This window comes from Pseudomonas sp. GW822-FHT06B12 (assembly GCF_058799675.1).
This window is the reverse complement of the sequence record NZ_JBXALR010000007.1, coordinates 1-24,222: the sequence shown is the minus strand read 5'-3', so window position 1 is coordinate 24,222 and position 24,222 is coordinate 1. Positions and strand designations below refer to the sequence as shown.

Annotated in this window: 24 protein-coding genes; 15 read left to right on the top strand and 9 right to left on the bottom strand. The window is 59.1% G+C overall.

The window, feature by feature from the left end; translation table 11 throughout:
- The 4 genes from AC1RKH_RS16925 to dksA form a co-directional block, all read right to left on the bottom strand.
- Nucleotides 1-2,955, bottom strand: coding sequence for a sensor histidine kinase (locus tag AC1RKH_RS16925; protein ID WP_185015277.1), 2,955 nt, complete (start codon nucleotides 2,953-2,955; stop codon nucleotides 1-3).
- The gene (locus AC1RKH_RS16920; RefSeq protein WP_003176118.1) at nucleotides 2,939-3,115 is read right to left on the bottom strand and encodes a hypothetical protein; all 177 of its coding nucleotides are present in this window, start codon (nucleotides 3,113-3,115) and stop codon (nucleotides 2,939-2,941) included. Before AC1RKH_RS16920 ends, AC1RKH_RS16925 begins: the two co-directional genes overlap by 17 nt.
- A gap of 77 nt (nucleotides 3,116-3,192) precedes the next feature.
- Complete coding sequence (gene gluQRS, locus AC1RKH_RS16915; RefSeq protein WP_493064425.1) at nucleotides 3,193-4,089, bottom strand: tRNA glutamyl-Q(34) synthetase GluQRS; 897 nt, start codon at nucleotides 4,087-4,089, stop codon at nucleotides 3,193-3,195.
- 218 nt (nucleotides 4,090-4,307) lie between these two features.
- Nucleotides 4,308-4,751 (bottom strand): RNA polymerase-binding protein DksA, encoded by a 444-nt coding sequence (dksA, locus tag AC1RKH_RS16910; protein WP_123423639.1) that lies wholly within the window; start codon nucleotides 4,749-4,751, stop codon nucleotides 4,308-4,310.
- A gap of 331 nt (nucleotides 4,752-5,082) precedes the next feature.
- Here dksA and AC1RKH_RS16905 point away from each other — a divergent pair, with 331 nt between their 5' ends.
- Together AC1RKH_RS16905 and sfsA are read left to right on the top strand one after the other, a co-directional pair.
- The gene (locus tag AC1RKH_RS16905) at nucleotides 5,083-6,255 is read left to right on the top strand and encodes a pyridoxal phosphate-dependent aminotransferase (protein ID WP_493064424.1); all 1,173 of its coding nucleotides are present in this window, start codon (nucleotides 5,083-5,085) and stop codon (nucleotides 6,253-6,255) included.
- The gene (gene sfsA, locus AC1RKH_RS16900) at nucleotides 6,255-6,968 is read left to right on the top strand and encodes a DNA/RNA nuclease SfsA (RefSeq protein WP_493064423.1); all 714 of its coding nucleotides are present in this window, start codon (nucleotides 6,255-6,257) and stop codon (nucleotides 6,966-6,968) included. Before AC1RKH_RS16905 ends, sfsA begins: the two co-directional genes overlap by 1 nt.
- Here sfsA and AC1RKH_RS16895 read toward each other — a convergent pair.
- Complete coding sequence (locus AC1RKH_RS16895; RefSeq protein ID WP_493064422.1) at nucleotides 6,965-7,282, bottom strand: Rieske (2Fe-2S) protein; 318 nt, start codon at nucleotides 7,280-7,282, stop codon at nucleotides 6,965-6,967. The two genes, sfsA and AC1RKH_RS16895, sit on opposite strands and share 4 nt — an antisense overlap.
- A gap of 185 nt (nucleotides 7,283-7,467) precedes the next feature.
- Here AC1RKH_RS16895 and AC1RKH_RS16890 point away from each other — a divergent pair, with 185 nt between their 5' ends.
- The 4 genes from AC1RKH_RS16890 to AC1RKH_RS16875 are packed head-to-tail and all read left to right on the top strand — an operon-like array spanning nucleotide 7,468 to nucleotide 11,017.
- On the top strand, nucleotides 7,468-8,355 hold the full coding sequence (locus AC1RKH_RS16890) for a heme/hemin ABC transporter substrate-binding protein (RefSeq protein WP_493064421.1): 888 nt from the start codon (nucleotides 7,468-7,470) through the stop codon (nucleotides 8,353-8,355).
- Nucleotides 8,352-9,389: a FecCD family ABC transporter permease gene (locus AC1RKH_RS16885; RefSeq protein ID WP_493064420.1), complete on the top strand. Its 1,038-nt coding sequence runs from the start codon at nucleotides 8,352-8,354 to the stop codon at nucleotides 9,387-9,389. The genes AC1RKH_RS16890 and AC1RKH_RS16885 overlap by 4 nt, the downstream gene beginning before the upstream one ends.
- Nucleotides 9,389-10,156 (top strand): heme ABC transporter ATP-binding protein, encoded by a 768-nt coding sequence (locus tag AC1RKH_RS16880; protein WP_493064419.1) that lies wholly within the window; start codon nucleotides 9,389-9,391, stop codon nucleotides 10,154-10,156. Before AC1RKH_RS16885 ends, AC1RKH_RS16880 begins: the two co-directional genes overlap by 1 nt.
- A gap of 9 nt (nucleotides 10,157-10,165) precedes the next feature.
- Entirely contained in the window at nucleotides 10,166-11,017 is an 852-nt protein-coding gene (locus AC1RKH_RS16875; protein ID WP_493064418.1) for a ChaN family lipoprotein, read from the top strand.
- A gap of 253 nt (nucleotides 11,018-11,270) precedes the next feature.
- Here AC1RKH_RS16875 and AC1RKH_RS16870 read toward each other — a convergent pair whose 3' ends face one another.
- From AC1RKH_RS16870 to AC1RKH_RS16860, 3 genes are all read right to left on the bottom strand, one after another.
- Entirely contained in the window at nucleotides 11,271-11,543 is a 273-nt protein-coding gene (locus tag AC1RKH_RS16870) for a TfoX/Sxy family protein (protein ID WP_123423647.1), read from the bottom strand.
- A 226-nt stretch (nucleotides 11,544-11,769) separates the two neighbouring features.
- Nucleotides 11,770-12,114, bottom strand: a complete 345-nt coding sequence (locus AC1RKH_RS16865; RefSeq protein WP_123423648.1) for a pentapeptide repeat-containing protein — start codon at nucleotides 12,112-12,114, stop codon at nucleotides 11,770-11,772.
- 94 nt (nucleotides 12,115-12,208) lie between these two features.
- A complete protein-coding gene (locus AC1RKH_RS16860; protein WP_493064417.1) occupies nucleotides 12,209-13,765 on the bottom strand; it encodes a bifunctional aminoglycoside phosphotransferase/ATP-binding protein in 1,557 nt (518 codons plus the stop codon).
- Between the two features lie 117 nt (nucleotides 13,766-13,882).
- Here AC1RKH_RS16860 and mrcB point away from each other — a divergent pair, with 117 nt between their 5' ends.
- From mrcB to AC1RKH_RS16845, 3 genes are read left to right on the top strand one after another with little or no spacing between them, the layout of a single operon-like run.
- Nucleotides 13,883-16,207, top strand: a complete 2,325-nt coding sequence (gene mrcB, locus AC1RKH_RS16855) for a penicillin-binding protein 1B (RefSeq protein WP_493064416.1) — start codon at nucleotides 13,883-13,885, stop codon at nucleotides 16,205-16,207.
- 16 nt (nucleotides 16,208-16,223) lie between these two features.
- Entirely contained in the window at nucleotides 16,224-16,982 is a 759-nt protein-coding gene (locus tag AC1RKH_RS16850; protein WP_493064415.1) for a tetratricopeptide repeat protein, read from the top strand.
- Complete coding sequence (locus tag AC1RKH_RS16845; protein ID WP_123423652.1) at nucleotides 16,982-17,317, top strand: YqcC family protein; 336 nt, start codon at nucleotides 16,982-16,984, stop codon at nucleotides 17,315-17,317. Before AC1RKH_RS16850 ends, AC1RKH_RS16845 begins: the two co-directional genes overlap by 1 nt.
- An 18-nt stretch (nucleotides 17,318-17,335) precedes the next feature.
- Here the strand turns inward: AC1RKH_RS16845 and AC1RKH_RS16840 are convergent, their stop codons facing one another.
- Complete coding sequence (locus AC1RKH_RS16840; protein ID WP_493064414.1) at nucleotides 17,336-17,758, bottom strand: DUF4124 domain-containing protein; 423 nt, start codon at nucleotides 17,756-17,758, stop codon at nucleotides 17,336-17,338.
- A 399-nt stretch (nucleotides 17,759-18,157) separates the two neighbouring features.
- Between AC1RKH_RS16840 and AC1RKH_RS16835 the strand changes: the two genes are divergently transcribed.
- From AC1RKH_RS16835 to msrQ, 6 genes are all read left to right on the top strand, one after another.
- Nucleotides 18,158-19,882 (top strand): acetolactate synthase 3 large subunit, encoded by a 1,725-nt coding sequence (locus tag AC1RKH_RS16835; RefSeq protein WP_493064413.1) that lies wholly within the window; start codon nucleotides 18,158-18,160, stop codon nucleotides 19,880-19,882.
- Between the two features lie 2 nt (nucleotides 19,883-19,884).
- Nucleotides 19,885-20,376, top strand: coding sequence for an acetolactate synthase small subunit (gene ilvN / locus AC1RKH_RS16830; protein WP_003176102.1), 492 nt, complete (start codon nucleotides 19,885-19,887; stop codon nucleotides 20,374-20,376).
- Nucleotides 20,377-20,422: 46 nt separating this feature from the next.
- Nucleotides 20,423-21,439 (top strand): ketol-acid reductoisomerase, encoded by a 1,017-nt coding sequence (gene ilvC / locus AC1RKH_RS16825; RefSeq protein WP_007948647.1) that lies wholly within the window; start codon nucleotides 20,423-20,425, stop codon nucleotides 21,437-21,439.
- A 144-nt stretch (nucleotides 21,440-21,583) separates the two neighbouring features.
- Nucleotides 21,584-22,441, top strand: coding sequence for a CDP-diacylglycerol--serine O-phosphatidyltransferase (gene pssA / locus AC1RKH_RS16820; RefSeq protein ID WP_493064412.1), 858 nt, complete (start codon nucleotides 21,584-21,586; stop codon nucleotides 22,439-22,441).
- Nucleotides 22,442-22,504: 63 nt separating this feature from the next.
- Nucleotides 22,505-23,518, top strand: a complete 1,014-nt coding sequence (msrP, locus tag AC1RKH_RS16815; RefSeq protein ID WP_493064411.1) for a protein-methionine-sulfoxide reductase catalytic subunit MsrP — start codon at nucleotides 22,505-22,507, stop codon at nucleotides 23,516-23,518.
- The gene (gene msrQ, locus AC1RKH_RS16810; RefSeq protein ID WP_493064410.1) at nucleotides 23,518-24,138 is read left to right on the top strand and encodes a protein-methionine-sulfoxide reductase heme-binding subunit MsrQ; all 621 of its coding nucleotides are present in this window, start codon (nucleotides 23,518-23,520) and stop codon (nucleotides 24,136-24,138) included. Before msrP ends, msrQ begins: the two co-directional genes overlap by 1 nt.
- Nucleotides 24,139-24,222: the final 84 nt, after the last annotated feature.

The following is a 24,222-nucleotide window of genomic DNA, read 5'->3' as shown; positions in this document are numbered from 1 at the left end:
TCAGTTCACAGCGGACGTCGCTTCGACATGACGCGGTAAGGTCACCCGGATACGGGTGCCGCGTTGGCTTTGTGTGTCAGCCGGGCTGTCGATGGTGATTTGTCCATAATGCTCTTCAACGATGGAATAGACCAGTGCAAGGCCCAGACCGGTGCCTTCGCCAGGATCCTTGGTGGTGAAGAAAGGTTCGAACAATCGGTCCATGATGCTCGATGGGATACCGCTGCCCTCGTCTTCCACGATCAGATCGATCGTGTGTTCGTTGGCTTCGCTTTTTACCCGTACCGCACTGCCGGCCGGCGACGCGTCGCGGGCGTTGGACAGCAGGTTGATCAGCACCTGGGCGAGCCGCTGCGGGTCGCCATCGACCCAATGCTCGGGATCGCACAGGTTAAAGAACTGCACTTCGAAGTTGCGGCGGTTCAGCGCCAGCAGACCAATGGCGTCCTGAGCCACTTCGGCCAGGCAGACCGGTTCGTCATTGTGCTGGTGACTTCCGGCGTGGGCAAAGCTCATCAGCGACTGGACGATGCGTGACACGCGCTTGGTCTGTTCGAGGATTTGCCCGCTGATTTCGGTCAGTTCGCTGTCTTCTTCGCGCTCTTCGCGCAGGTTTTGCGCAAGACAGGCGATGCCGGTGATCGGGTTGCCGATTTCATGGGCCACGCCGGCCGCCAGCCGACCGATGCTCGCCAGGCGCTCCGAGTGCACCAGTTTGTCTTCGAGCATCTGGGTTTCAGTCAGGTCTTCGACCAGCAATACCAAACCGCTGTTACCGGGCGCCAGCGGTTCGTCGATCGCGGCTTTGTGCAGGTTCAGCCAGCGCGTCTGGCCGTCCAGGGCCAGGTGCTGTTTGTGCAAATGCTCGTCCGGCAGGTTGATGAAGCCTTGCAGCAGCTCTTTCCACGGATCGCCCAGAGTGCCCAGTCGTGAGCCGACCACGCGCTGTGCGGCGATTCCGGTCAGTTCCTCCATGGCTTTGTTCCACATGAGGATTTCCTGATCCTTGGCCAGCGAACAAACGCCCATTGGCAATTCTTGCAAGGTCTGGCGGTGATAACGGCGCAGGGCATCAAGTTCGGCGGCAAGGCCGGTGAGGCGCGAGTGATAATCCTCGAGACGGCTTTCGATGAAGTGAATGTCTTCGGTGACGTAGTTTTCGCCGCCGGCCTTGTACGGCAGGAAGGTTTCGACCATGTCTTGCGCGACGCTCGGGCCCATCAGGCCGGAGAGGTTGGCTTCGATTCGGTCACGCAGGCGCCGCAAGGCGTATGGGCGACGCTCATCGAACGGCAGATAGAGGTCACGCAGGGCCTGTTCGACTTCTTTTTGCGCGGCTTTGGCGCCCAGTGGTTTGGCCAGTTGGGTGGCAAATTCCTGGGGGGAGGCGGCGTGCAGTTCGCGGCGTTGCGGGCGACGCACATTGTCTACGGCGCAGGCTTCGGCGGCGCTGGCTTCTTCGGTGCTGGCGTTGGTGAATAGCGAGATCAGCGTGAACATCAGCACGTTGGCCGCCAGGGACGCAATCGCCGCCATGTGCCAACTGGTGTCGTCGAGCACGTAGATCATGTTCAGCAGCGGAATATAGAAGCCCTGCAGATTGCCTACCAGTGGCAACAGCATGGTCACCAGCCAGACCAGAATCCCCGCGAGCAAACCGGCGATGAAGCCGCGACGGTTGGCGGTCGGCCAATACAGAACGGACAACACGCCGGGAAGGAACTGCAAGGTCGCGACGAAGGCGACGATGCCGAGGTTGGCCAGGTCCTGCTCGGCGCCCAGCAGCAGGTAGAAACCATAACCGGCCATGATGATCGCGACGATCAAGGCGCGGCGGGTCCATTTCAGCCAGCGGTAGATGTTGCCTTCGGCGGGTGGCTGATAGAGCGGCAGCACCAGGTGGTTCAGGGCCATGCCGGACAGCGCCAGCGTGGTGACGATGATCAATCCGCTGGCAGCTGACAAACCGCCGACATAGGCCAACAGTGCCAGGGCCTTGCTATTGGCGGCGATGCCGACGCCGAGGGTGAAGTATTCCGGGTTGGTGGTGGCACCCAGTTTCAGGCCGGCCCAGAGAATCAGCGGCACGGCCAGGCTCATCAGCAGCAGGAACAGCGGCAAGCCCCAGCTCGCACTCACCAGCGAGCGCGGGTTGAGGTTTTCAGTGAAGGTCATGTGGTACATGTGCGGCATCACGATTGCCGAGGCGAAGAACACCAGAAGCAGTGTGCGCCATGGACCTTCTTGCAGTGGCGTGTGCAGGGCGGCGAGGGCGGTCTGGTTTTGCAGTAACCAGACTTCCAGCTGTTGTGGGCCATCGAACACGCCGTACAAAGCGTAGAGGCCGACGCCACCAATGGCGATCAACTTGATCACTGACTCAAAGGCAATCGCGAACACCAGGCCTTCGTGTTTCTCGCGGGTCGCGATATGCCGCGAGCCGAAGAAAATCGTGAACAGGGTGATCAGTGCGCAGAAGCTCAGGGCGACCCGATGCTGCACCGGCTCACGGGTGAGGATGCCGATCGAGTCGGCCACCGCCTGAATCTGCAGCGCCAGCAACGGCAGTACGCCGATCAGCATGAAAATCGTGGTCAGTGCGCCGGCCCAGGTGCTGCGAAAACGGAACGCGAACAGGTCGGCCAGAGAAGAAAGCTGATACGTACGCGTGATCTTCAGGATTGGGTACAGCAGCACGGGTGCCAGCAGGAACGCCCCGGAGACTCCGAGGTAGCTGGACAAAAAGCCGTAACCGTATTGATAGGCCAGGCCGACCGTGCCGTAGAACGCCCAGGCGCTGGCATAGACACCCAATGACAACGTGTAGGTCAGCGGGTGGCGAATGATCGCTCGCGGGATCATTCCGCGTTCGCTGATCCAGGCAACACCGAACAGCACTGCCAGGTAGGCGGCGCTGATCAGGATCATCTGGGTCAGGCTAAAGCTCATCGGCATCTTTTTGGCTCTGCAGGATGAAGGTCACGACGATCAGAATCAGCCACAGCAGATACGGGCGATACCAGGCGCCGGTGGCGTCGATCCACCAGTCCATGATGGCTGGGGAGAACAGATAGATCCCCACTACCAGGAGCAGGACCAAGCGATAGATGTACATCCCGGCCTCTCTTTATTGTGTGCGTGCCCGAAAACGTGCGGCGATGGTAACGGATGGGCGCCAACCTGCAAGCTTAGTCAGCGTAATTGCGCTTCGGGCAGTGTCAGTGTGCGCGGGATCAGTGTCGCATCCCAGTGTCCGATACCCCAGTTCAGTACTTCTCCGGGGTTGGCGTCGTCGAGTTCGCAGCCGGGGTTTTGTCCCAGTGCGCGCAGGGCACGCAGCAACAACGGCGTTGCCTGGTCTTCGGTCAACGGCGGTGAGCGGTAGGACTTGCCGAGCTTGTGGCCGTTCGGTTGGGTAATCAGTGGCAGGTGCAGATAGCGCGGTTGCGGCAGGCCGAGCAGTTCTTGCAGGTACAACTGGCGCGGGGTGGAATCGAGCAGGTCGGCACCGCGGACAATATCGGTAATGCCTTGCCAGGCGTCGTCGAGCACTACCGCCAGTTGATAAGCGTAGAGCCCGTCGCGGCGGCGAATCACGAAGTCGCCGACCTCACGGCCCAGATGCTGGCGGTACTCGCCCTGCACGCGGTCGGTGAAGTGATACTCCAACTCCGGGACGCGCAAGCGGATCGCCGCGTTTTCGCTGGCGTGACCGGCGTTGCGGCACAGGCCTGGATAAATCCCGTGATAAGGCGCCAGTTGTTTGCGCGAACAGGTGCAGGCGTAGGCCAGGCCGTGGTTGAACAGTTGATTCAACACCTGCGCATAGGCGTCGTGACGGTCGCTCTGGCGGACCATTTCGCCGTCCCATTCGAAACCGTAGCTTTCCAGTGCCTTGAGGATCGCCGCCTGGGCGCCGGGTTCCTCCCGAGGCGGGTCGAGGTCTTCCATGCGCAACAGCCAGCGACCGCCGACCGAACGGGCGTCAAGGTACGAGGCCAATGCCGCGACCAGCGAACCGAAGTGCAGGTGCCCGCTGGGGGTGGGGGCGAAGCGTCCGATGTAGGCGGGGGATTTAATGGCAGTCATGAGGACAATGTTACTTGGTCTGGGCTTGCGTCAGCCACCTTGTGGGAGCGAGCCTGCTCGCGATAGCAATAGATCAGTCAGTATTAATGTTGAATGTAATGCCGCCATCGCGAGCAGGTCGAATCGTCGCACCGTCGCACCGTCGCTCCCAAAGAAACAAAAACGGAGCGTTCGCACGCTCCGTTTTTTGTTCAGGTCGATGCCGTTCAAATCGACGCTTACTTGCCGACTTGCTTTTCCTTGATTTCTGCAAGGGTCTTGCAGTCGACGCACATGTCGGCGGTAGGGCGGGCTTCCAGGCGTTTGACGCCGATCTCGACACCGCAGGACTCGCACCAGCCGTATTCTTCGTCTTCGATCAGTTGCAGGGTCTTGTCGATTTTCTTGATCAGCTTGCGCTCGCGGTCGCGGGCACGCAGTTCGAGGCTGAATTCTTCTTCCTGACTGGCACGGTCGGCCGGGTCGGGGAAGTTGGCCGCTTCGTCTTTCATGTGATCAACAGTACGGTCGACTTCCTGCATCAAGTCCTGTTTCCACTTGTTCAGGATCTTGGTGAAGTGCGCGCGCATGGGCTGGCCCATGTACTCCTCGCCCTTCACTTCTTTGTAGGGTTCGAAGCCGCTGATCGACTGGTTCTGCTGTTGCTTTGCTTGGGTGGGCATGAAATGGACCGCCTCTACTCTTGTAATCCATTGCGCAGGATTGCTCCATCACCGACACCTGCCGGCCCTGCGGCTGCAAGCGGGCGAACTTACCAGATCAAATCGGAGCGCGCTACTCCCGGATGTCGAGGCTGCGCCCCGCAAGGCTTGCAAAAGTTTGCAAAGCCTTGTCTGGTGGGTCTGGAGACCTGATCAGATATTGATTTTAGTCAATCCTGAGCCTTATGTATCAGCTCTTTTACGGGTGAACTTCCGGTTATGACCGCTTTAGGTTCTCGCTCGTTCCTGCGCTTGGGTAGAATCAATTCTTTTCCCCGTTGAAGGAAGGCTAATGGCTCAGCCCTACAGTGCGCGCAGCCGCGCTATCGAACCTTTCCATGTCATGGCATTGCTGGCGCGCGCCAATGAGTTGCAGGCGGCCGGACACGACGTGATTCACCTGGAAATCGGCGAACCGGACTTCACCACTGCCGAGCCGATCATCAAGGCCGGTCAGGCTGCGCTGACGGCGGGGAAAACCCGTTACACCGCCGCTCGCGGCATTCCAGAGCTGCGTGAAGCCATTTCGGGCTTCTATCAGCAGCGTTACGGGTTGAATATCGACCCGCAACGCATCCTGATCACGCCGGGCGGTTCTGGCGCGTTACTGTTGGCCAGCGCCTTGCTGGTCGATCCGGGTAAACACTGGCTGCTGGCCGACCCGGGTTACCCGTGCAACCGGCATTTCCTGCGGTTGGTGGAAGGCGCGGCGCAACTGGTGCCGGTCGGCCCGGACGTGCGTTATCAGCTGACACCGGAGCTGGTCGAGCGCTACTGGGACCACGACAGCGTCGGTGCATTGGTCGCTTCACCGGCCAACCCGACCGGGACCATCCTGACCCGCGATGAACTGGCCGGGTTGTCAGCAGCCATCAAACAGCGTCACGGCCATCTGGTGGTAGATGAGATCTATCACGGCCTGACTTACGGCACCGACGCCGCCAGTGTGCTGGAAGTCGATGACAGCGCTTTTGTGCTGAACAGTTTCTCCAAGTATTTCGGCATGACCGGCTGGCGCCTTGGTTGGCTGGTCGCCCCGGAGGCTGCGGTCGGCGAGTTGGAAAAGCTCGCGCAGAACCTTTACATCAGCGCGCCGAGCATGGCTCAGCACGCAGCGCTGGCCTGCTTCGAGCCGGATACCCTGAGCATTCTCGAAGAGCGCCGGGCTGAGTTCGGGCGCAGGCGTGACTTCCTGCTGCCGGCCTTGCGTGAACTGGGTTTTGGAATCGCCGTGGAGCCGGAAGGCGCCTTCTATTTGTATGCGGACATCAGTGCCTTTGGCGGTGATGCGTTTGCCTTCTGCCGGCACTTCCTGGAAACCGAACACGTCGCCTTCACCCCAGGCCTGGATTTTGGCCGGTATCAGGCGGGTCATCACGTGCGGTTCGCCTACACCCAAAGCCTGCCGCGCTTGCAGGAAGCGGTGGTGCGGATTGCCCGTGGCTTGCGGAGCTGGCAAGGCTGATGCACTTCAATCCTCCTCTCGAAGAAGGTCGGCTGATTCGTCGTTACAAGCGTTTTCTCGCCGATATCGAAACCGTTGGTGGCGAGTTGCTGACCATTCACTGCCCCAACACCGGGTCGATGTTCAATTGCATGGTCGAAGGCGGGCAGGTCTGGTTCAGCCGTTCCAATGACCCGAAACGCAAGCTGCCCGGTACCTGGGAAATCAGCGAAACTCCGCAAGGGCGGTTGGCCTGCGTGAATACTGCGCGGGCCAATACCTTGATTGAAGAGGCGCTACGTGGCGGTTTGATCACCGAGCTCAACGGTTTTACCGGGCTCAAGCGTGAAGTGCCATATGGCCAGGAAAACAGCCGCATAGATTTTCGTCTCGACTACCCGAGCGGCCCGGCCTTCGTCGAAGTCAAAAGCGTCACGCTGGGTTTCGACGGATCGGCAGTCGCGGCTTTTCCGGACGCGGTGACTCTGCGCGGCGCCAAGCATTTGCGCGAGCTGGCGTGCCTGGCGCGGGACGGTATCCGTGCGGTGCAGTTGTACTGCGTCAATCTGACGGGGATCGACGCGGTGCGCCCGGCCCAAGAGATCGATCCGGGTTACGCAGCCGCTTTGCGTGAGGCGAAAGCGGCCGGGGTTGAGGTGTTGGCGTATGGCGTGAGCCTGACCGCGCACGAAGTACGCGTCGACCGTCGGCTGGAGGTGTTGTTCGGCGCTTAAGGGGTTATCCAGATTCCCTGGCTGTCTTCACGGCATGCCAGGGCACTGAGAGATTGCCCGGCGCAGGGGCCGGCCACGCATTCACCGCTTTCAATCAGAAACAGCGCGCCATGGGTGGCGCACTGGATCAGGCTGGCACTGGGGTCGAGAAACTGGTCGGGGTGCCATTCCAGGCCGACGCCGCGATGCGGGCAGCGATTTTCATACACGTAGACCTGGCCTTCACGGCGCACGGCAAACAGTTTTTGGCCGTCGATCTCGAAACCACGGCTGCTGGCATCGACCAGCTCGGCGCTGGTGCAAAGAAACTTCATGACTATCCTCAAGTGCCGAGGGCTCTGGCCTCTGGCGGTTATGCGGCGCGCGTTCACTGGTTAGCAAATGTGTCTGTGCTTGACGTGCAAATGCTAACAATTATCAAATGGGCGCTTCGCCCGTGCTGTAAGCGTTGCTGAAAACGCTTCGATTTTGCGGGAATACCCTCAAAGGAAACCCTGTTATGCGCCTGAGTACCAGTGCTATTGCGCTCTGTGTCGGACTTTTGGTCAACCATGGGGCCGCAGCGACCGAATTGCCGCAACGCTGGGTCAGTGCCGGCGGGGCTTTGTCGGAGTGGGTGAGTGCGTTGGGCGGCGAGTCGAAGCTGGTCGGCGTCGACAGCACCAGCCAGCATCCCGAATCGCTCAAGGCCTTGCCGAGTATCGGTTATCAACGGCAATTGTCGGCGGAGGGCATTCTGAGTTTGCGCCCACAGATTCTTATCGGCACCGAAGAAATGGGCCCGCCGCCGGTGTTGTCACAGATTCGCAGTGCCGGGGTGCAAGTCGAGTTGTTCTCGGCGCAGCCGGATTTGCCAACCCTGCAAGGCAACTTGCAGCACCTGGGTAAATTGCTCGGTAGCGAGCCGCAAGCCACAACGCTGTTTCACAGTTATCAGCAGCAACTTGAACAGCAAAAAGACTGGGTCAGCCAGGCCCAGGCCAAACAGAAGGCGCCGGGTGTGTTGTTACTGCTGGGGCATGCTGGCGGCAAACCGCTGATCGCCGGCAAGGACACCGCAGCCGATTGGCTGTTGCAACAGGCGGGTGGGCATAACCTGGCGACCCATACCGGTTACAAACCCTTTTCTGTTGAGTCCCTGGCTGGCTTGACGCCAGAGGTGTTGGTGTTTGCCGACCGGGCGCTGACCGGTGACGCCGCGCGTGCCGCGTTGTTCAAGGAAAACCCGATTCTCGCGTCGACTCCGGCGGCCAAGGCCGGGCGGGTGTTCGAGCTGGACCCGACGCTGTTGGTCGGTGGCTTGGGGCCGCGCTTGCCTGCGAGCCTGGTGGAGCTGTCCGCCGGGTTCTATCCCGCTGAATCAGCCAAGGCAAACACCGCCCCATGACGACTCTGGTTAAACCACGTTCTTTATTCATCGGTCTGAGTCTGCTGTGTTTACTGGCGATCTGGCTGTCATTGGCCCTGGGCCCGGTCAGCTTGCCGCTGCTCGATACCTTGCGCGCCGCGATGCGCTTGATCGGTCTGCCGATTCCCGCTGAAGGGCTGGAGCAGGCCGAACTGATTCTCGGGCAGATTCGTTTGCCGCGTACCTTGCTCGGTCTGGCGGTGGGCGGGGTGCTGGCGTTGTCGGGCGTGGCGATGCAGGGGTTGTTCCGCAATCCGCTGGCGGATCCGGGGTTGGTCGGCGTTTCCAGTGGTGCAGCCTTGGGCGCGGCGATTGCGATTGTCGGCGGCTCGATGTTTGGTGGTTTACCTGAGGCGATCGGCCCGTATCTGTTATCGCTGTGTGCGTTCCTTGGCGGACTCGGGGTGACGGCGCTGGTTTACCGCCTCGGCCGGCGGAACGGCCAGACCAACGTTGCGACCATGTTGCTGGCGGGCATCGCCCTGACGGCGCTGGCCAGTTCGGCGGTGGGCTTGTTCACCTATCTGGCGGACGACGCGACCTTGCGTACGCTGACTTTCTGGAACCTGGGCAGCCTCAATGGCGCCAGCTATGCGCGACTCTGGCCATTGCTGCTGGTGAGCGCGGCGGTAGCGCTGTGGTTGCCGCGCCGGGCCAAGGCGCTGAATGCACTATTGCTCGGCGAGTCCGAGGCCAGCCATTTGGGGATCAATGTCGAAGGGCTGAAGCGCGAACTGGTGTTCTGCACCGCGTTGGGCGTCGGTGCCGCTGTTGCGGCGGCGGGGATGATCGGTTTTGTCGGGTTGGTGGTGCCGCATCTGGTGCGACTGCTGGCCGGTCCCGATCATCGTGTGCTGTTGCCGGCTTCGGTCCTGGCGGGTGCCAGCCTGTTGCTGTTTGCTGATCTGGTGGCGCGGTTGGCGCTGGCCCCGGCTGAATTGCCGATTGGCATCGTCACTGCATTTATTGGCGCACCGTTCTTTCTGTATTTGCTGTTGCGAGGTCGCGCCTGATGCTGCGAGTAGAAAATCTGCAGATCTGCCGTGGCAAAAAAATCGTCCTGGCGGACATCGATCTTGAGCTTCAACCGGGTGAAGTCCTCGGTGTGCTGGGCCCCAACGGCGCGGGCAAAAGCACCTTGCTCGGCGCGTTGTGTGGCGAGTTACGGCCTGATCATGGTCGTGTCTGGCTCGATCAGCGCGAACTGAGCCAGTGGGATGGCGCACAACGAGCGCAACGCTTGGCGGTATTGCCGCAGACCTCGACCCTGGACTTTGCCTTCCGCGTCGAGGAAGTGGTCGGCATGGGGCGTTTGCCTCATCAAACAGGCCGGGTGCGCGATGACGAAATTGTCGCTGCCGCCTTGCAGGCCGCCGATGTCGGGCATTTGAGTGGTCGCAGCTATCTGGCCCTGTCTGGCGGTGAGCGCCAACGTGTGCACCTGGCGCGGGTACTGGCGCAGCTTTGGCCGGGGGAGGCCGGGCAAACCTTGCTGCTCGACGAGCCGACGTCGATGCTTGACCCGTTGCATCAGCACACCACCTTGCAGGCGATTCGTGAATTCGCCGATCGCGGGGCAGCAGTGCTGGTAATTCTGCATGATCTGAATCTGGCGGCGCGTTATTGTGATCGTATTCTGCTGCTCGAAGGTGGCCGTCCGCATGCGTTGGACACACCGCAGCAGGTGCTGCGGCCGGAACCGCTGAAAGCCGTGTTCGGACTGGATGTGTTGGTGCAGCCGCACCCGGAGCGCGGGCATCCGCTGATCATTGCCCGTTGAGGTGACCTCATGCGTGGGATATTGATTCTGGCGCTGCTGTTACTGGGCGCCTGTCAAAACATGACACCCAGTGCCATGGATCAACCGGCTGGCGTTATTCGCGATCTGCACAGCGGTCAGCGTCTGAGTGCGCAAGCGCTGGTCGAACGATTGGCCGAGGCGCCACGGCTGATCGTTGGCGAGCAGCATGACAATCCCGATCACCATCATGCGCAACTGTGGTTATTACAGGCGCTGGCTCAGCGCCGGGCTCAAGGCAGCGTGTTGCTGGAAATGCTGACGCCGGATCAGCAGGGGCGTGTCGATGAAGTCCATGCATCGAATGCCGCTCACTGGCCTGTCGATTTGCCGGCGGCGTTGGCCTGGCAATCAGGTTGGGACTGGAATCTGTATGGGCCGATTGTGCGGTATGCCCTGGCTCAGCCTTATCCGCTACTGGCGGCGAATCTGGACTCGACCGACGTTCGGCGCATTTATAAGCAAGCGCCGGCCGTGAGTGGGGCCCGGTCGAATGCGCCAGCGGTCAAGAATGAGCTGCTGGCGCAAATCCGTGAGTCTCATTGCGGGTTGTTACCCGAAAGCCGGATGCCGGCCATGCTGGCGGTTCAGCAACAACGCGATCGGCAGATGGCCGAACGACTGCTGGCAGCCCCTGCGCCGGCGTTGCTGTTTGCTGGTGCTTATCACGCGCGTCTGGACATTGGCGTGCCGGTGCATGTGCAGGATCTTGGCAAGCATTCGGCGCCCGTGGTGGTGATGCTGGCGGAGAAGGGGGCTGAGGTCTCGTCGAATTCGGCTGATTACGTCTGGTACACGGCCGCCCGGCCCGTGCAGGACTATTGTGCGCAAATGCGTCAGTAGGCGGTTTGGGCGTATCCAGGAATCACTTTTCGTCAGGCAAAAAAAGACCCGGCAAGAGCCGGGTCAAATAACCGTGATTAGCCTGATGAGGAGATAATCTGAGAGTCCGAACCAATGGTCTTTCAGAAGATCAGCTGATCTCGCGACCAGTTGCGATAATCATAACGATTCTCATTTCTAAGTCAATCGATGTTTTCTGAATTCTTTTCTCTTTTGCCAAACACTTGTTTGGATTGCCCGTAAATGCTGGGCTTTAGACCTTGTGACGTGAGGATATGGCTTCGAGCTGTTTATTGAGTGCGTCCTTGCGTTCGGCGGGGATGTCGTTCCAGTGCACGTCCATCAGCGCCCCCTCAATCGCGTACAACAACACCTTCGATGCGCGAAACCCGCGAGTGCGCACCGCCCGATAAGCATCCACCGCCCCCAGGCGGCGCAAGTCCGAGGCGCTGTGGATGCCCACGGCATGCAGCCATTGCGCCGACGTCTTGCCAAGGTTTTTCAGGTGTTGCAGTTCATCATTCATCAAGCCTCCTTGCGACAGCCGAAGAGTGCGTGGGCGAGCCTCAAAGGAGTGTAGCGGTCAGTAGGAAAAGCGTGGTTGTTTGGTCAGTTTGAACGCAAAAGCTTCTAAGGCGTTCTGCCAGATAGTTCTGGAAAGGGCAGTAAGGGCAGTCGGAAAGGACTTGGGAAGGTCATGCATGCAGTCCGACGCGCAGCGGTGGACGCCGGACTTCAGGTGAGGGCAGGTGTCAGCGGGTGCGGTAGCGCAGGCGAGTACCGAAATTCATCGACATGAGAATTTCGTCAGCGCTCAGCTCAGGCGGGAAGTAAGCACCGGAGATTTGCGCGTGGGCCAGACTCGCACCTTCCAGAGAGGCATTACGAAAATCGATACCACGCAGGTCGGCAGAGCGGAAGTAGGCGTCGCTGAAATCGATACCTTCGGCGTTCAGCTCGCGCAGGTCGAGGCCACGGAAATCGCCGCCCACCATGTCGATAGGTCCGGACTTGGGCCTTTCGCGATTGAAACCGGTGATGTCGTCTTTGTGCAGCAAGGCATATAGCGGGGTGTCGAGAAGTTTTGGCTGGCTCATAGGATGTCATCACCTGTTGGTTTTATGGCGCCAGTATAGTGCCACTATTTTGCAGGCGTGAAGCCGGTTAGAGCTTCACGCCTGAAATAGTTTCTTACAGCCCCGGCAGACGCTGACGGATCTGCGCGACCACTGTGTCGAGGGTTCCGCTTTCATTGGTCTGAACGCGTTTGCTGCAGAGAATCTCTGTCGGTGTCAGCGGCTCGCGATTGGCTTGTTGAGCGGCGATAACAGCCAGGTTGGCGTCAGACGGATCGTTTTTGTCTGCCTGACGCTGCGCCAGCCAGCTCTCGATCACCGCTTGTGGTGCATTGCAATCAAGGATCAGGAACGGCGCACCCGTCGCTTCGGCGATTTTTGCCGCGCTATCGCGTTGTTCACGCTTGAGGTAAGTCGCGTCGATGACCACCGGGAAACCGGCGCGCAGAATCACGTCAGCGATTTCATGCAGGCGGGTGTAGGTGGCGGCGCTGGCGTCGGTGCTGTAGATACCGGCTTGCGGGTCGTTTGGTACATGTTGCTCGCCGAACAGACGCTTGCGCTCGACATCGGAACGCAGCCGAATCGCGCCCAGCGCTTCTACCAGGCGCATGGCGACGTGGCTTTTACCGACGGCGGAAACGCCGTGGGTGATTGCCAGGAAGCGCGATGGAATGGTGCTGTAGCTTTCCGCCAGGTTGGCGTAATTGCGGTACTGGCGCAGGGTAGTGGCGCGCTGCACCGGATCGGCTTCGGCGGGCATGCTGAACAGGCTGACCTTGGCGCGAACCAGTGCGCGGTAGGCTTTATAGAAGTTCAGCAGCTCAAGGCCCTGATAATCGCCGGTCAACTCCAGGTACTGGCTCATGAAGCGGCGTGCCAGGCTTTTCAGGCCACGGTCTTCGAGGTCCATCGCCAGGAAGCCGGTGTCGGCATAGACGTCGGTGAAGCGGAACGGTTCGTTGAATTCGATGCAGTCGAAAATCACCACCTTGCCGTCGATCACGGTGGCGTTGCCCAAATGGATGTCACCGTGGCATTCGCGGATGAAACCTTCGGCCTTGCGTTGGTCCAGCAGCGGTTTCAGGCGTTCGAAGCTGCTCTCGGCCCAGGCTTGCAGGGCGTCGAGTTGCAATAGGTCGGCCTTTTCACTGAGAAACGGGCGGATTTGTTCGAAGTTCTGGCGTACTGGCGCCATGACGCTTTCAGGCGTGCCGGCTTCGTGAGCTGCCGGAACCTTCGGTGCGCTGAGGTGGAACTGAGCTATCTGCCTGGCCATCTCGTCGATGTGCGTGGTCGTCAGTTCACCATTGGCTTGCAGGGTACTGAGCAACTGGCTTTGTGGGAACTGGCGCATTTTCAGCGCGTAATCGAGCACCGGGCCTGTACCACCGAATTGCGGTGCTTCAACGCTGCCGGTGATCGGCAACACTTCAAGATACAAATCGTTGGTCAGGCGCTGGTTCAGGCGCAGTTCTTCGCCGCAGAAATGTTCGCGCGACTCAATGCTTGTGAAGTCGAGGAAACCGAAATTGACCGGCTTCTTCACTTTATAAGCGTAAGGGCCCGTGAGCAGCACCCATGAGATGTGCGTCTCGATGACCTGGAAGCCCTCTACAGGGTGAGGGTAGAGGGCCGGGTTTTGCAGGGCAGCGATCAAGGATTGGCTCACAGGTGATCCTTCAGAGTCTGGGAAAATTCAAGGGCGACATTATGGCCGCAAGCGGGGCTAACGCAAACCTCGCCGGGCTCATGTTGATCGGGAATAAAGTGCGTATAATCCGCCGCCATGACTCGTACCCGATCCCCTCGTTCCCCTAAAAAACCTCCTTCTAGCGGCCTGCGCCCCTGGTTAGGCTGGGCCTTGAAGCTCAGTCTGGTCGGCCTCGTGGTGCTGGCAGGCTTCGCGGTTTACCTCGACGCCGTGGTCCAGGAGAAGTTCTCCGGCAAGCGCTGGACCATTCCGGCCAAGGTTTATGCGCGCCCGCTCGAGCTGTTCGTCGGACAGAAGCTGAGCAGGGATGACTTTCTCACCGAGCTCGACGCCCTGGGTTATCGCCGCGAAAGCGTCGCCAATGGGCCGGGCGCGGCGTCGGTCAACGGCAATACCGTTGACTTGAACACCCGTGGTTTCCAGTTCTATGAAGGCCTGGAGCAGGCTCAACCGGTACGTGTGCGTTTCTCTGGCGATTACGTCGCCGAGTTGTCGGCGACCAACGGTTCGAAGTTATCCGTAGTGCGCCTTGAACCGCTGCTGATCGGTGGTCTTTATCCGAAAAACCTCGAAGACCGCATCCTGATCAAGATCGATCAGGTGCCGCCGTATCTGCTCGATACGCTGGTAGCGGTGGAAGACCGCGACTTCTATCACCACTTTGGTGTGTCGCCAAAGTCGATCATGCGGGCCGTTTGGGTCAACACGTCGGCCGGGCAAATGCGTCAGGGCGGTAGTACATTGACGCAGCAGCTGGTCAAGAACTTCTACCTGACCAACGAGCGCAGCCTGAGCCGTAAGCTGACCGAGGCGATGATGGCGATGCTGCTTGAGTTGCACTACAAAAAGCCGGACATTCTTGAGGCGTACCTCAATGAAGTGTTCATCGGTCAGGACGGTCAGCGTGCCGTGCACGGTTTTGGTCTGGCCAGTCAGTTCTTCTTCAGCCAGCCGCTGTCCGAACTCAAGTTGCATCAAGTCGCGTTGTTGGTGGGCATGGTCAAAGGGCCTTCCTACTACAACCCGCGTCGCTACCCGGAACGCGCGCTTGAGCGACGCAATCTGGTGCTCGATCTGCTGGAACAACAAGGTGTTGCCACCGCCGAGCAAGTCGCCGCTGCGAAGAAGATGCCGCTGGGCGTGACCAAGCGCGGCAGCCTGGCAGACAGCTCGTTTCCGGGCTTCCTCGATCTGGTCAAGCGCCAACTGCGCCAAGACTACCGCGACGAAGACTTGACCGAAGAAGGCCTGCGGATTTTCACCAGCTTCGACCCGATCCTGCAGATGAAGGCTGAAGCCTCGGTCAACGATACCTTCAAGCGCCTCGCCGGCCGTAAAGGTTCGGACGACGTTGAGGCGGCGATGGTCGTGACCAACCCGGAAACCGGTGAAGTTCAGGCGATGATCGGCAGCCGTCAGGCGAGTTTCGCCGGCTTCAACCGCGCGCTGGATGCGGTGCGGCCAATCGGTTCCCTGATCAAGCCGGCGGTGTACCTGACCGCGCTTGAGAAACCGAGCCAGTACACCTTGACCAGTTGGCTGTCCGATGAATCCTTCTCGGTAAAAGGTGCGGATGGTCAGGTCTGGAAGCCACAGAACTATGATCGTCGCTCCCACGGCACGGTATTCCTGTACCAGGGGCTGGCGCATTCCTACAACCTGTCGACCGCGCGTCTGGGTCTGGAAGTCGGCGTGCCGAACGTCCTGAAAACCCTTGGGCGTCTGGGCATCACCCGGGAATTCCCGGCCTTCCCGTCGATGTTGCTGGGGGCGGGTGGCTTGACGCCGATCGAAGTGGCAACCATGTACCAGACCCTCGCCAACGGCGGTTTCAACACGCCGATGCGCGGGATTCGCAGCGTACTGACCGCCGAAGGTCAGCCGCTCAAGCGTTATCCGTTCCAGATTCAGCAACGTTTCGATCCGGCTTCCATCTACCTGATCCAGAGCGCCATGCAGCGCGTGATGCGTGAAGGTACCGGCAGTTCGGTCTATAACGTGCTGCCCAAGACGCTGACCCTGGCGGGTAAAACCGGTACCAGTAACGACTCGCGAGACAGCTGGTTTGCCGGTTTCAGTCAGGATCTGCTGGCGGTGGTCTGGCTGGGTCGCGATGACAACGGCAAGACGCCGTTCACCGGTGCCACGGGCGCGCTGCAAGTCTGGACCAGTTTCATGCGCAAGGCCGACCCGTTGCCGCTGGATATGCCGCAGCCGGATAATGTCGTTCAGGCCTGGGTCGATTCGCGTACCGGGCAGGGCTCTGAAGCCAGCTGCCCAGGCGCAGTGCAGATGCCGTATATTCGCGGCAGCGAACCGCCTCCCGGCGCTACGTGCGGTGGCTCAAGCCCCGCTTCAGGCGAGTCGGTGATGGATTGGGTCAAGGGCTGGATGAATTAAGCGAAGAGGGTTTCAAGTGAACAAGTGGTTTATTCCAGCGGTTACGGTGACAGCTCTGGCTTTGCTCAGCGGCTGCTCCAGTGTGCAGCACGGCTCGATTCCAGTGGTCGACTCCGGTACGGCGGTGTCCAACAGTGAACGGATTTCTGCCAATGGCGGTTTCCGCAAAACTACCGTGAAGCGTCCGGCACAAGCCCAGACTCAGGCGATCCCGCAGGGTGACACTGGCGTGGTGGTGATGGTGCCGGGTGCTGGCGCGACGACTTCGACGCCAATCAGCACTCAACCGATCAGCCCTGGCCCGATCAGCTCCGGTCCGATAACTCCGGGTCCGATCGACAGCGGACCGCTCCAGTCGGCGCCGATCAATCAGGGTAACTACAGCATGCCATCGACGCCGAGCGGGATTCCTTCCGCCAGCAGCGCCGGCGGTTTGTCTGCCGACGAGCAACTGGACGGTCCGGTGCTGGCCTTGCTGACTACCGCTCAGCAGCAACAGGCGAGCGGTGATCTCAACGGTGCGTCGTCCAGCCTTGAGCGTGCCCAACGGGTTGCTCCGCGTGAACCGCAAGTGCTTTACCGTCTGGCGCAGGTGCGCATGGCCCAGGGCGATGCAGCGCAGGCCGAGCAGTTCGCTCGTCGCGGTTTGACGTTTGCCAATGGTCGTCCGGATCTTCAGGCCAGTCTGTGGGCGTTGATCGCCCAGGCGCGTGAAAAGCAGGGTGATTCCGCCGGTGCCGCACTGGCTCGTCAAAAGGCCAAGGTTACGCTCTGATGGATGTACGTTTTCCGAAGATCGCTGAACAGCTGCTGCTGATCGAGCGCGAGTTGCGTCTTCAGGGTTGGTGGGACGAGCTCCCGCCAAGCGCTGAAGCGTTGAACAGCGTCGAGCCATTTTCCGTCGATACGCTGGATTTCGAACAGTGGCTGCAATGGATCTTCTTGCCGCGCATGAAGGCCATCCTTGAGAACAACCTGCCGCTGCCCAATGCCTCGGGCATTCAGGAAATGGCCGAGATGGTCTTCGCTGCGCGCAATGTCCAGGGCAAGGATCGGCAGCTGCAGGTCTTGCTCAAAGAGTTCGATCAGCTCATCACGGCTTCCCGCTAAGCCGAAAACTGCCAGTGCCTACTGGCAGTTATCCTTGATCTGTTTTTGTGCTTCGGTGATGCGTTCCTGACGCTGTTGGTCTGTCAGGCGACGCATCTCACCGTCGACTTCCTCGCGTAATCGCGGATTGTTCTGCAATTGAGCCAGGTTCGTTCGCGCCTGTTCGCAGAACGTCTTGAGCTGGGCTTGCTGCTCGGCTACCTGTTTTTTCACCGAGTTGTCGATGGCCTGTTGATCGCCTATGGCGCTGCTGCGTGGTGGCGGGCTCGGTTTGCCGACGGGCAGGGCGGGCTTCACCACAGTCGTGGCTTCCTGGCCCTGGGGCGGCTGAGCATCGAAATGGGTAACGCCCTGGCCATCGATCCATTTGTAGATCGGACTGGCCATGCACAAAGGGCTCAGGCCGATCAGCAGACTGGCCGTGAAGAAGAACGTTCGCATGCCGTTTCCTTGTCGTGGGTGCGCAATTGAAGCTAACACACCTGCTGTTTAAAGGTTTTTTCTTGCGTTCTCATGCGCTTAGTTCGAATAAAGCACATTGACGACTTGACTTGCAGAGGGCGAAACAGAAGAATCCAAAGTCCGCTGTAGAGGGACTGCCAGAAGCAGACCCACTCGGCAGATCATGAGGCGCACATCCGCGCCGACCTGTTACACCCGCAACGCGTTACCTCGCGCTGGGTGGGAAAGCCCCGCAACACTTGGGACGATCCCAATACTTGCTCAGTCAGTGCTGACGTAGTCGGCGACCACCGTCGCTCATGCTCTGCCGAGAAGTAAACCTATTAAGACCCGTCCCCTATATGTGGGCGGTATTCTGGCGTTTTAGAGGTGAACAACGTGGAGCTTTTATCTGGCGGTGAGATGCTCGTCCGCTTTTTGCGTGACGAAGGCGTCAAATATATCTACGGGTACCCGGGTGGTGCTCTCCTTCATGTATACGATGCCCTGTTCAAAGAACCGGAAGTGACCCACATCCTGGTTCGTCACGAACAGGCTGCGACCCATATGGCTGACGGCTATGCCCGTGCTACCGGTAAAGCCGGCGTAGTACTGGTGACCTCTGGCCCGGGCGCAACCAACGCCATCACCGGTATTGCCACGGCCTACATGGACTCCATTCCGATGGTGATCATTTCCGGCCAGGTGCCTAGCACCATGGTAGGCACCGATGCGTTCCAGGAAACCGACATGATCGGTATCTCCCGGCCGATCGTGAAGCACAGCTTCATGATCAAGCACGCGTCGGAAATCCCGGAAGTCATGAAGAAGGCGTTCTACCTGGCGCAATCCGGTCGTCCTGGTCCTGTCGTTGTCGATATCCCGAAAGACATGACCAACCCGGCCGAGAAGTTCGAATACGTCTTCCCGAAAAAAGCCAAGCTGCGTTCCTACAGCCCGGCTGTTCGCGGTCACTCCGGGCAAATCCGCAAGGCAGCAGAAATGCTCCTGGCGGCCAAGCGTCCTGTGCTCTACGCAGGCGGCGGCGTGATTCTTGGTGGTGGCTCCGCGCCGCTGACCGAACTGGCGCAAATGCTCAACCTGCCGGTGACCAACACCCTGATGGGCCTGGGTGCCTACCCTGGCACCGACCGTCAGTTCATCGGCATGCTCGGCATGCACGGTAGCTACACCGCTAACCTGGCCATGCACCACGCCGACGTGATTCTTGCTGTCGGCGCGCGTTTCGATGACCGCGTGATCAACGGCCCGGCCAAGTTCTGTCCAAATGCCAAGATCATTCACATCGACATCGACCCGGCTTCGATTTCCAAAACCATCAAGGCAGACGTGCCTATCGTTGGCCCGGTCGAGAGCGTCCTGACCGAGATGGTCGCAATCCTCAAGGAAATCGGCGAGACCCCGAACAAGGAGTCCGTTGCCAGTTGGTGGAAGCAAGTCGACGAGTGGCGCGGTGATCGCGGCCTGTTCCCGTATGACAAGGGCGACGGCAGCGTCATCAAGCCGCAAACCGTGATCGAAACCCTCTGCGAAGTGACCAAGGGCGATGCCTTTGTGACCTCCGACGTGGGTCAGCACCAGATGTTCGCGGCGCAGTACTACAAGTTCAACAAGCCTAACCGCTGGATCAACTCCGGCGGCCTGGGCACCATGGGCTTCGGTTTCCCGGCGGCCATGGGCATCAAGTTGAGCTTCCCGGATGCCGACGTCGCCTGCGTAACGGGCGAGGGCAGTATCCAGATGAACATTCAGGAATTGTCGACCTGCCTGCAATACGGTTTGCCGGTAAAGATCGTCATCCTGAACAACGGTGTTCTGGGTATGGTTCGCCAGTGGCAGGACATGAGTTACGGTAGTCGTCACTCGCATTCCTACATGGAGTCGCTGCCTGACTTCGTCAAGTTGGCAGAGGCCTATGGCCACGTCGGCGTGCGCATCACCGATTCGAAAGATTTGAAGTCGAAGATGGAGGAAGCGTTCGCCATGAAGGATCGCCTGGTGGTGATCGACATTTCGGTCGACACCAGTGAGCACGTCTACCCGATGCAGATCAAAGACGGCTCCATGCGCGATATGTGGCTGAGCAAGACGGAGCGTACTTAATCATGCGACACATTATTTCCTTGCTTCTGGAAAACGAACCGGGCGCTTTGTCTCGTGTAGTCGGTCTGTTCTCGCAGCGCAACTACAACATCGAAAGCCTGACCGTGGCGCCGACCGAAGACCCGACCCTGTCGCGTCTGACGTTGACTACAGTCGGCCACGATGAAGTGATCGAGCAGATCACCAAGAACCTGAACAAGCTGATCGAAGTGGTGAAACTGGTTGACCTGTCGGAGAGTGCTCACATCGAGCGTGAACTGATGCTGGTCAAGGTCAAGGCCACCGGCGCCCAGCGCGCCGAGATCAAACGCACTACCGATATTTATCGTGGACAGATCGTCGATGTCAGCGCCAGCGTGTATACCGTTCAATTGACCGGTACCAGCGACAAGCTCGACAGTTTCATTCAGTCGATCGGCACTGCCTCGATTCTGGAAACCGTACGCAGTGGCGTCACCGGGATTGCCCGCGGCGACAAAGTACTCAGCATCTAAACCAAATTAGCGAACGGCCTGAACGGCCTGGATATAGGGGAAATTCATGAAAGTTTATTACGAAAAAGACTGCGACCTGTCGATCATCCAGGGCAAGAAAGTTGCCATCATCGGTTACGGTTCCCAGGGCCACGCTCAAGCGTGCAACCTGAAAGACTCCGGCGTTGACGTTACTGTTGGTCTGCGTAAAGGTTCGGCCACTGTTGCCAAAGCCGAAGCTCACGGCCTGAAAGTGACTGACGTTGCTTCTGCTGTTGCTGCTGCCGACCTGGTCATGATCCTGACCCCGGACGAGTTCCAGTCTGCGCTGTACAAGAACGAAATCGAGCCGAACATCAAGAAAGGCGCCACCCTGGCCTTCTCCCACGGCTTCGCGATCCACTACAACCAGGTTGTGCCGCGCGCTGACCTCGACGTGATCATGATCGCGCCGAAGGCTCCGGGCCACACCGTGCGTTCCGAGTTCGTAAAGGGCGGCGGTATTCCTGACCTGATCGCGATCTATCAGGATGCTTCCGGCAACGCCAAAAACGTTGCACTGTCCTACGCTGCCGGTGTTGGCGGTGGTCGTACCGGTATCATCGAAACCACTTTCAAGGACGAGACCGAAACCGACCTGTTCGGCGAACAAGCCGTTCTGTGTGGCGGTACCGTTGAACTGGTCAAAGCCGGTTTCGAAACTCTGGTTGAAGCTGGCTACGCGCCAGAAATGGCCTACTTCGAGTGCCTGCACGAACTGAAGCTGATCGTTGACCTCATGTACGAAGGCGGTATCGCCAACATGAACTACTCGATCTCCAACAACGCCGAGTACGGCGAGTACGTTACCGGTCCTGAAGTCATCAACGCTGAATCCCGTCAGGCCATGCGTAATGCCCTGAAACGTATTCAGGACGGTGAATACGCCAAGATGTTCATCAGCGAAGGTGCTACCGGCTATCCTTCGATGACCGCCAAGCGTCGTAACAACGCTGCGCACGGCATCGAGATCATCGGCGAGCAACTGCGCTCGATGATGCCGTGGATCGGCGCCAACAAAATCGTCGACAAAGCCAAAAACTAAGTCACGAGCTTGTACAGAAAACGCGGCTTAGGCCGCGTTTTTTCGTTTGAGTGGTCGGTTCTGGTATAAAGCTGCATCGTTTGCGGCCGAACCGTTGTCGCAGACTCCTGTCGAAACTTTCCACGCCGTTGCAAGGTAATGTCCATGAGCGAACGTCCCGAAGAGCCAAACCAGGCCTCTGACGCCGAAAGCCTGCTACCCATCGATGAGCATGTCGAAGAGGGGCATGACGCTGACGGCCGTAAAGTCCGGCATCGTGGTATCTATCTTCTGCCGAATCTGTTCACCACTGCGAACCTGTTCGCAGGGTTCTATTCCATCATCAACTCGATGAGCGCCCAGAGCGCCTTGAGTGCCGGTGATGCTGCAAGCGCGAGCAAGTATTTTGCTTTCGCGGCGATCGCGATTTTCGTCGCCATGGTCCTCGACGGCCTTGATGGCCGGGTAGCGCGCATGACCAATACCGAAAGCGCCTTCGGTGCCGAGTACGACTCGCTGTCGGACATGGTCGCCTTTGGTGTCGCGCCGGCATTGCTGGCATTCGGCTGGGCGCTGGGGGATATGGGTAAGGTTGGCTGGATGGTTGCCTTCATCTATGTTGCGGGCGCGGCATTGCGTCTGGCGCGCTTCAATACTCAGGTCGGCACTGCGGATAAACGTTACTTCATCGGTCTGGCCAGTCCGGCCGCTGCCGGTGTAGTCGCAGGTATTGTCTGGGCATTCAGCGATTACGGGATTCAGGGCTCCAAGATGTCCTTCCTGGTTGCGCTGATGGTTGCCGCCGCTGGCATGCTGATGGTCAGCAACATCAAGTACAACAGCTTCAAGGAGCTGGACCTGAAAGGGCGCGTACCTTTCGTGGCGATCCTGGCTGTGGTGCTGGTGTTTGCGGTGGTCTTCAGCGATCCACCGCGCATTTTGCTGCTGGTTTTCCTCGCCTATGCAGCTTCTGGTCCGGTGCAGTACCTGTTGCGTCTTCGTCGGCACAAAAAAGCCGAGTGATGTAATTTCCCCCATACTCCGCAGTCTATTGGTGCATCTGTCCTCCAATTCTGCGGAGTTGCCATGTTATTCAAGTTTCCCAAGTCGTCCGACTGTCATGAGTCGGACGTCACGCCTGAGTCCCTCTACCTCTCTCGTCGCAGTGTGCTCGGTGGGGCTATCGCCGGTATGGCGGTCAGCGGCCTGCCACGTTGGGCCAGCGCCGACAACGCGGCTCGGTACGCGGATGTCGAGTCGGGCAAGGCGCCTTCCTGGTTTTCCGAAAAGCTTCCTGCAACCCAGTGGGGGGCGGTGACCGTCAAGGATGAGGCGATCACGCCGTTCAAGGATGCGACCCACTACAACAACTTCTATGAGTTCGGTACTGACAAGGGCGATCCCGCGCAGAACGCTGGCGCGCTGAAAACCGAACCGTGGTCTGTGGTTGTTGATGGTGAGGTGAGTAAGCCAGGGCGTTATGCGCTGGAGGACTTCATGAAGCCGTATCAGTTGGAGGAGCGCATTTATCGGCTGCGCTGTGTAGAGGCCTGGTCGATGGTGATTCCGTGGATCGGCTTTCCCATCTCGGCATTACTCAGTCAGGTGGAGCCTACCTCCAAGGCTAAATACATTCGTTTTGAAACCTTGCAGGACCCCAAGACCATGCCGGGGCAGCGCTCAGGTTTTGCCTTGATCGACTGGCCTTATGTAGAAGGACTGCGTCTGGACGAAGCGATGAATCCGTTGGCGATTCTTGCCGTCGGCATGTATGGCCGCGAGCTGCCCAATCAGAATGGCGCGCCTTTGCGCTTGGTGGTGCCGTGGAAGTACGGGTTCAAGAGCGTCAAATCCATCGTGCGTATCAGTCTGGTCAGCGAGCAACCGAAAACCACCTGGCAAAGCATCGCGTCCGATGAGTATGGCTTCTATGCAAACGTGAATCCGACGGTTGATCACCCGCGCTGGACTCAAGCGCGCGAGCGACGTCTGCCGAGCGGATTGTTGAAGCCCAATGTGCGTGAGACGCAGATGTTCAATGGCTACGCGGATGAAGTTGCTTCTCTCTATACAGGTCTCGATCTGAGGAAGAACTACTGATGCGTTTTTCTGTGTGGCGCGTCGGCGTCTTTATAGCAGTGATGGTGTGGCCGTTACTCTGGCTGTATGAGGCTTGGAGCTTTGCGTTGGGGCCGGATCCGGGAAAGGTGCTGGTTGATCGATTGGGGTTGGGAGCGCTGATCCTGCTGTTGATCACTTTGAGCATGACGCCTATACAGAGGCTGACGGGGTGGGCGGGCTGGATTGCTGTTCGGCGGCAGCTCGGTTTGTGGTGTTTTGCTTATGTTGTTCTGCATCTGAGTGCTTATCTGGTTTTTATCCTTGGTCTTGATTGGTCTCAGTTGGGTGTGGAGCTGAGCAAGCGGCCGTACATTATTATCGGCAGCCTGGGGTTCCTTTGTTTGTTGATGCTGGCGGTAACGTCCAATCGTTATAGCCAGCGACGTTTGGGTGTCCGCTGGAAGAAGTTGCATCGCTTGGTCTATGTAATCCTTGGTCTTGGATTGCTGCATATGCTCTGGATAGTTCGGGCTGATCTGAAGGAGTGGGCGATCTATGCCTCTATAGGTGCGCTGCTATTAGTGCTGCGTGTGCCATCTGTAACGCGCCGAGTTCCGCGTTTAGTGGCCAGAAAAGCACCTTCTGCAACAAAAGCGTAATTAACCCTTGACGGCAGATTCTGGAAGTCTATAATTCGCCCCACTTCCGGCGCAGTCGAAACGGAAAACTCCTTGGTAAACAAA

Excerpts from the sequence above, each read along its gene's own strand:
- gluQRS (WP_493064425.1), bottom strand. The coding sequence starts at position 4,089 with ATGACTGCCATTAAATCCCCCGCCTACATCGGACGCTTCGCCCCCACC.
- sfsA (WP_493064423.1), top strand. The coding sequence starts at position 6,255 with ATGCACTTCAATCCTCCTCTCGAAGAAGGTCGGCTGATTCGTCGTTAC.
- AC1RKH_RS16920 (WP_003176118.1), bottom strand. The coding sequence starts at position 3,115 with ATGTACATCTATCGCTTGGTCCTGCTCCTGGTAGTGGGGATCTATCTG.
- AC1RKH_RS16845 (WP_123423652.1), top strand. The coding sequence starts at position 16,982 with ATGGATGTACGTTTTCCGAAGATCGCTGAACAGCTGCTGCTGATCGAG.
- mrcB (WP_493064416.1), top strand. The coding sequence starts at position 13,883 with ATGACTCGTACCCGATCCCCTCGTTCCCCTAAAAAACCTCCTTCTAGC.
- AC1RKH_RS16870 (WP_123423647.1), bottom strand. The coding sequence starts at position 11,543 with ATGAATGATGAACTGCAACACCTGAAAAACCTTGGCAAGACGTCGGCG.
- dksA (WP_123423639.1), bottom strand. The coding sequence starts at position 4,751 with ATGCCCACCCAAGCAAAGCAACAGCAGAACCAGTCGATCAGCGGCTTC.
- AC1RKH_RS16925 (WP_185015277.1), bottom strand. The coding sequence starts at position 2,955 with ATGCCGATGAGCTTTAGCCTGACCCAGATGATCCTGATCAGCGCCGCC.
- msrQ (WP_493064410.1), top strand. The coding sequence starts at position 23,518 with ATGCGTTTTTCTGTGTGGCGCGTCGGCGTCTTTATAGCAGTGATGGTG.
- msrP (WP_493064411.1), top strand. The coding sequence starts at position 22,505 with ATGTTATTCAAGTTTCCCAAGTCGTCCGACTGTCATGAGTCGGACGTC.
- AC1RKH_RS16905 (WP_493064424.1), top strand. The coding sequence starts at position 5,083 with ATGGCTCAGCCCTACAGTGCGCGCAGCCGCGCTATCGAACCTTTCCAT.
- ilvC (WP_007948647.1), top strand. The coding sequence starts at position 20,423 with ATGAAAGTTTATTACGAAAAAGACTGCGACCTGTCGATCATCCAGGGC.
- AC1RKH_RS16885 (WP_493064420.1), top strand. The coding sequence starts at position 8,352 with ATGACGACTCTGGTTAAACCACGTTCTTTATTCATCGGTCTGAGTCTG.
- pssA (WP_493064412.1), top strand. The coding sequence starts at position 21,584 with ATGAGCGAACGTCCCGAAGAGCCAAACCAGGCCTCTGACGCCGAAAGC.
- AC1RKH_RS16890 (WP_493064421.1), top strand. The coding sequence starts at position 7,468 with ATGCGCCTGAGTACCAGTGCTATTGCGCTCTGTGTCGGACTTTTGGTC.
- AC1RKH_RS16880 (WP_493064419.1), top strand. The coding sequence starts at position 9,389 with ATGCTGCGAGTAGAAAATCTGCAGATCTGCCGTGGCAAAAAAATCGTC.
- AC1RKH_RS16840 (WP_493064414.1), bottom strand. The coding sequence starts at position 17,758 with ATGCGAACGTTCTTCTTCACGGCCAGTCTGCTGATCGGCCTGAGCCCT.
- AC1RKH_RS16895 (WP_493064422.1), bottom strand. The coding sequence starts at position 7,282 with ATGAAGTTTCTTTGCACCAGCGCCGAGCTGGTCGATGCCAGCAGCCGT.
- AC1RKH_RS16875 (WP_493064418.1), top strand. The coding sequence starts at position 10,166 with ATGCGTGGGATATTGATTCTGGCGCTGCTGTTACTGGGCGCCTGTCAA.
- AC1RKH_RS16865 (WP_123423648.1), bottom strand. The coding sequence starts at position 12,114 with ATGAGCCAGCCAAAACTTCTCGACACCCCGCTATATGCCTTGCTGCAC.
- ilvN (WP_003176102.1), top strand. The coding sequence starts at position 19,885 with ATGCGACACATTATTTCCTTGCTTCTGGAAAACGAACCGGGCGCTTTG.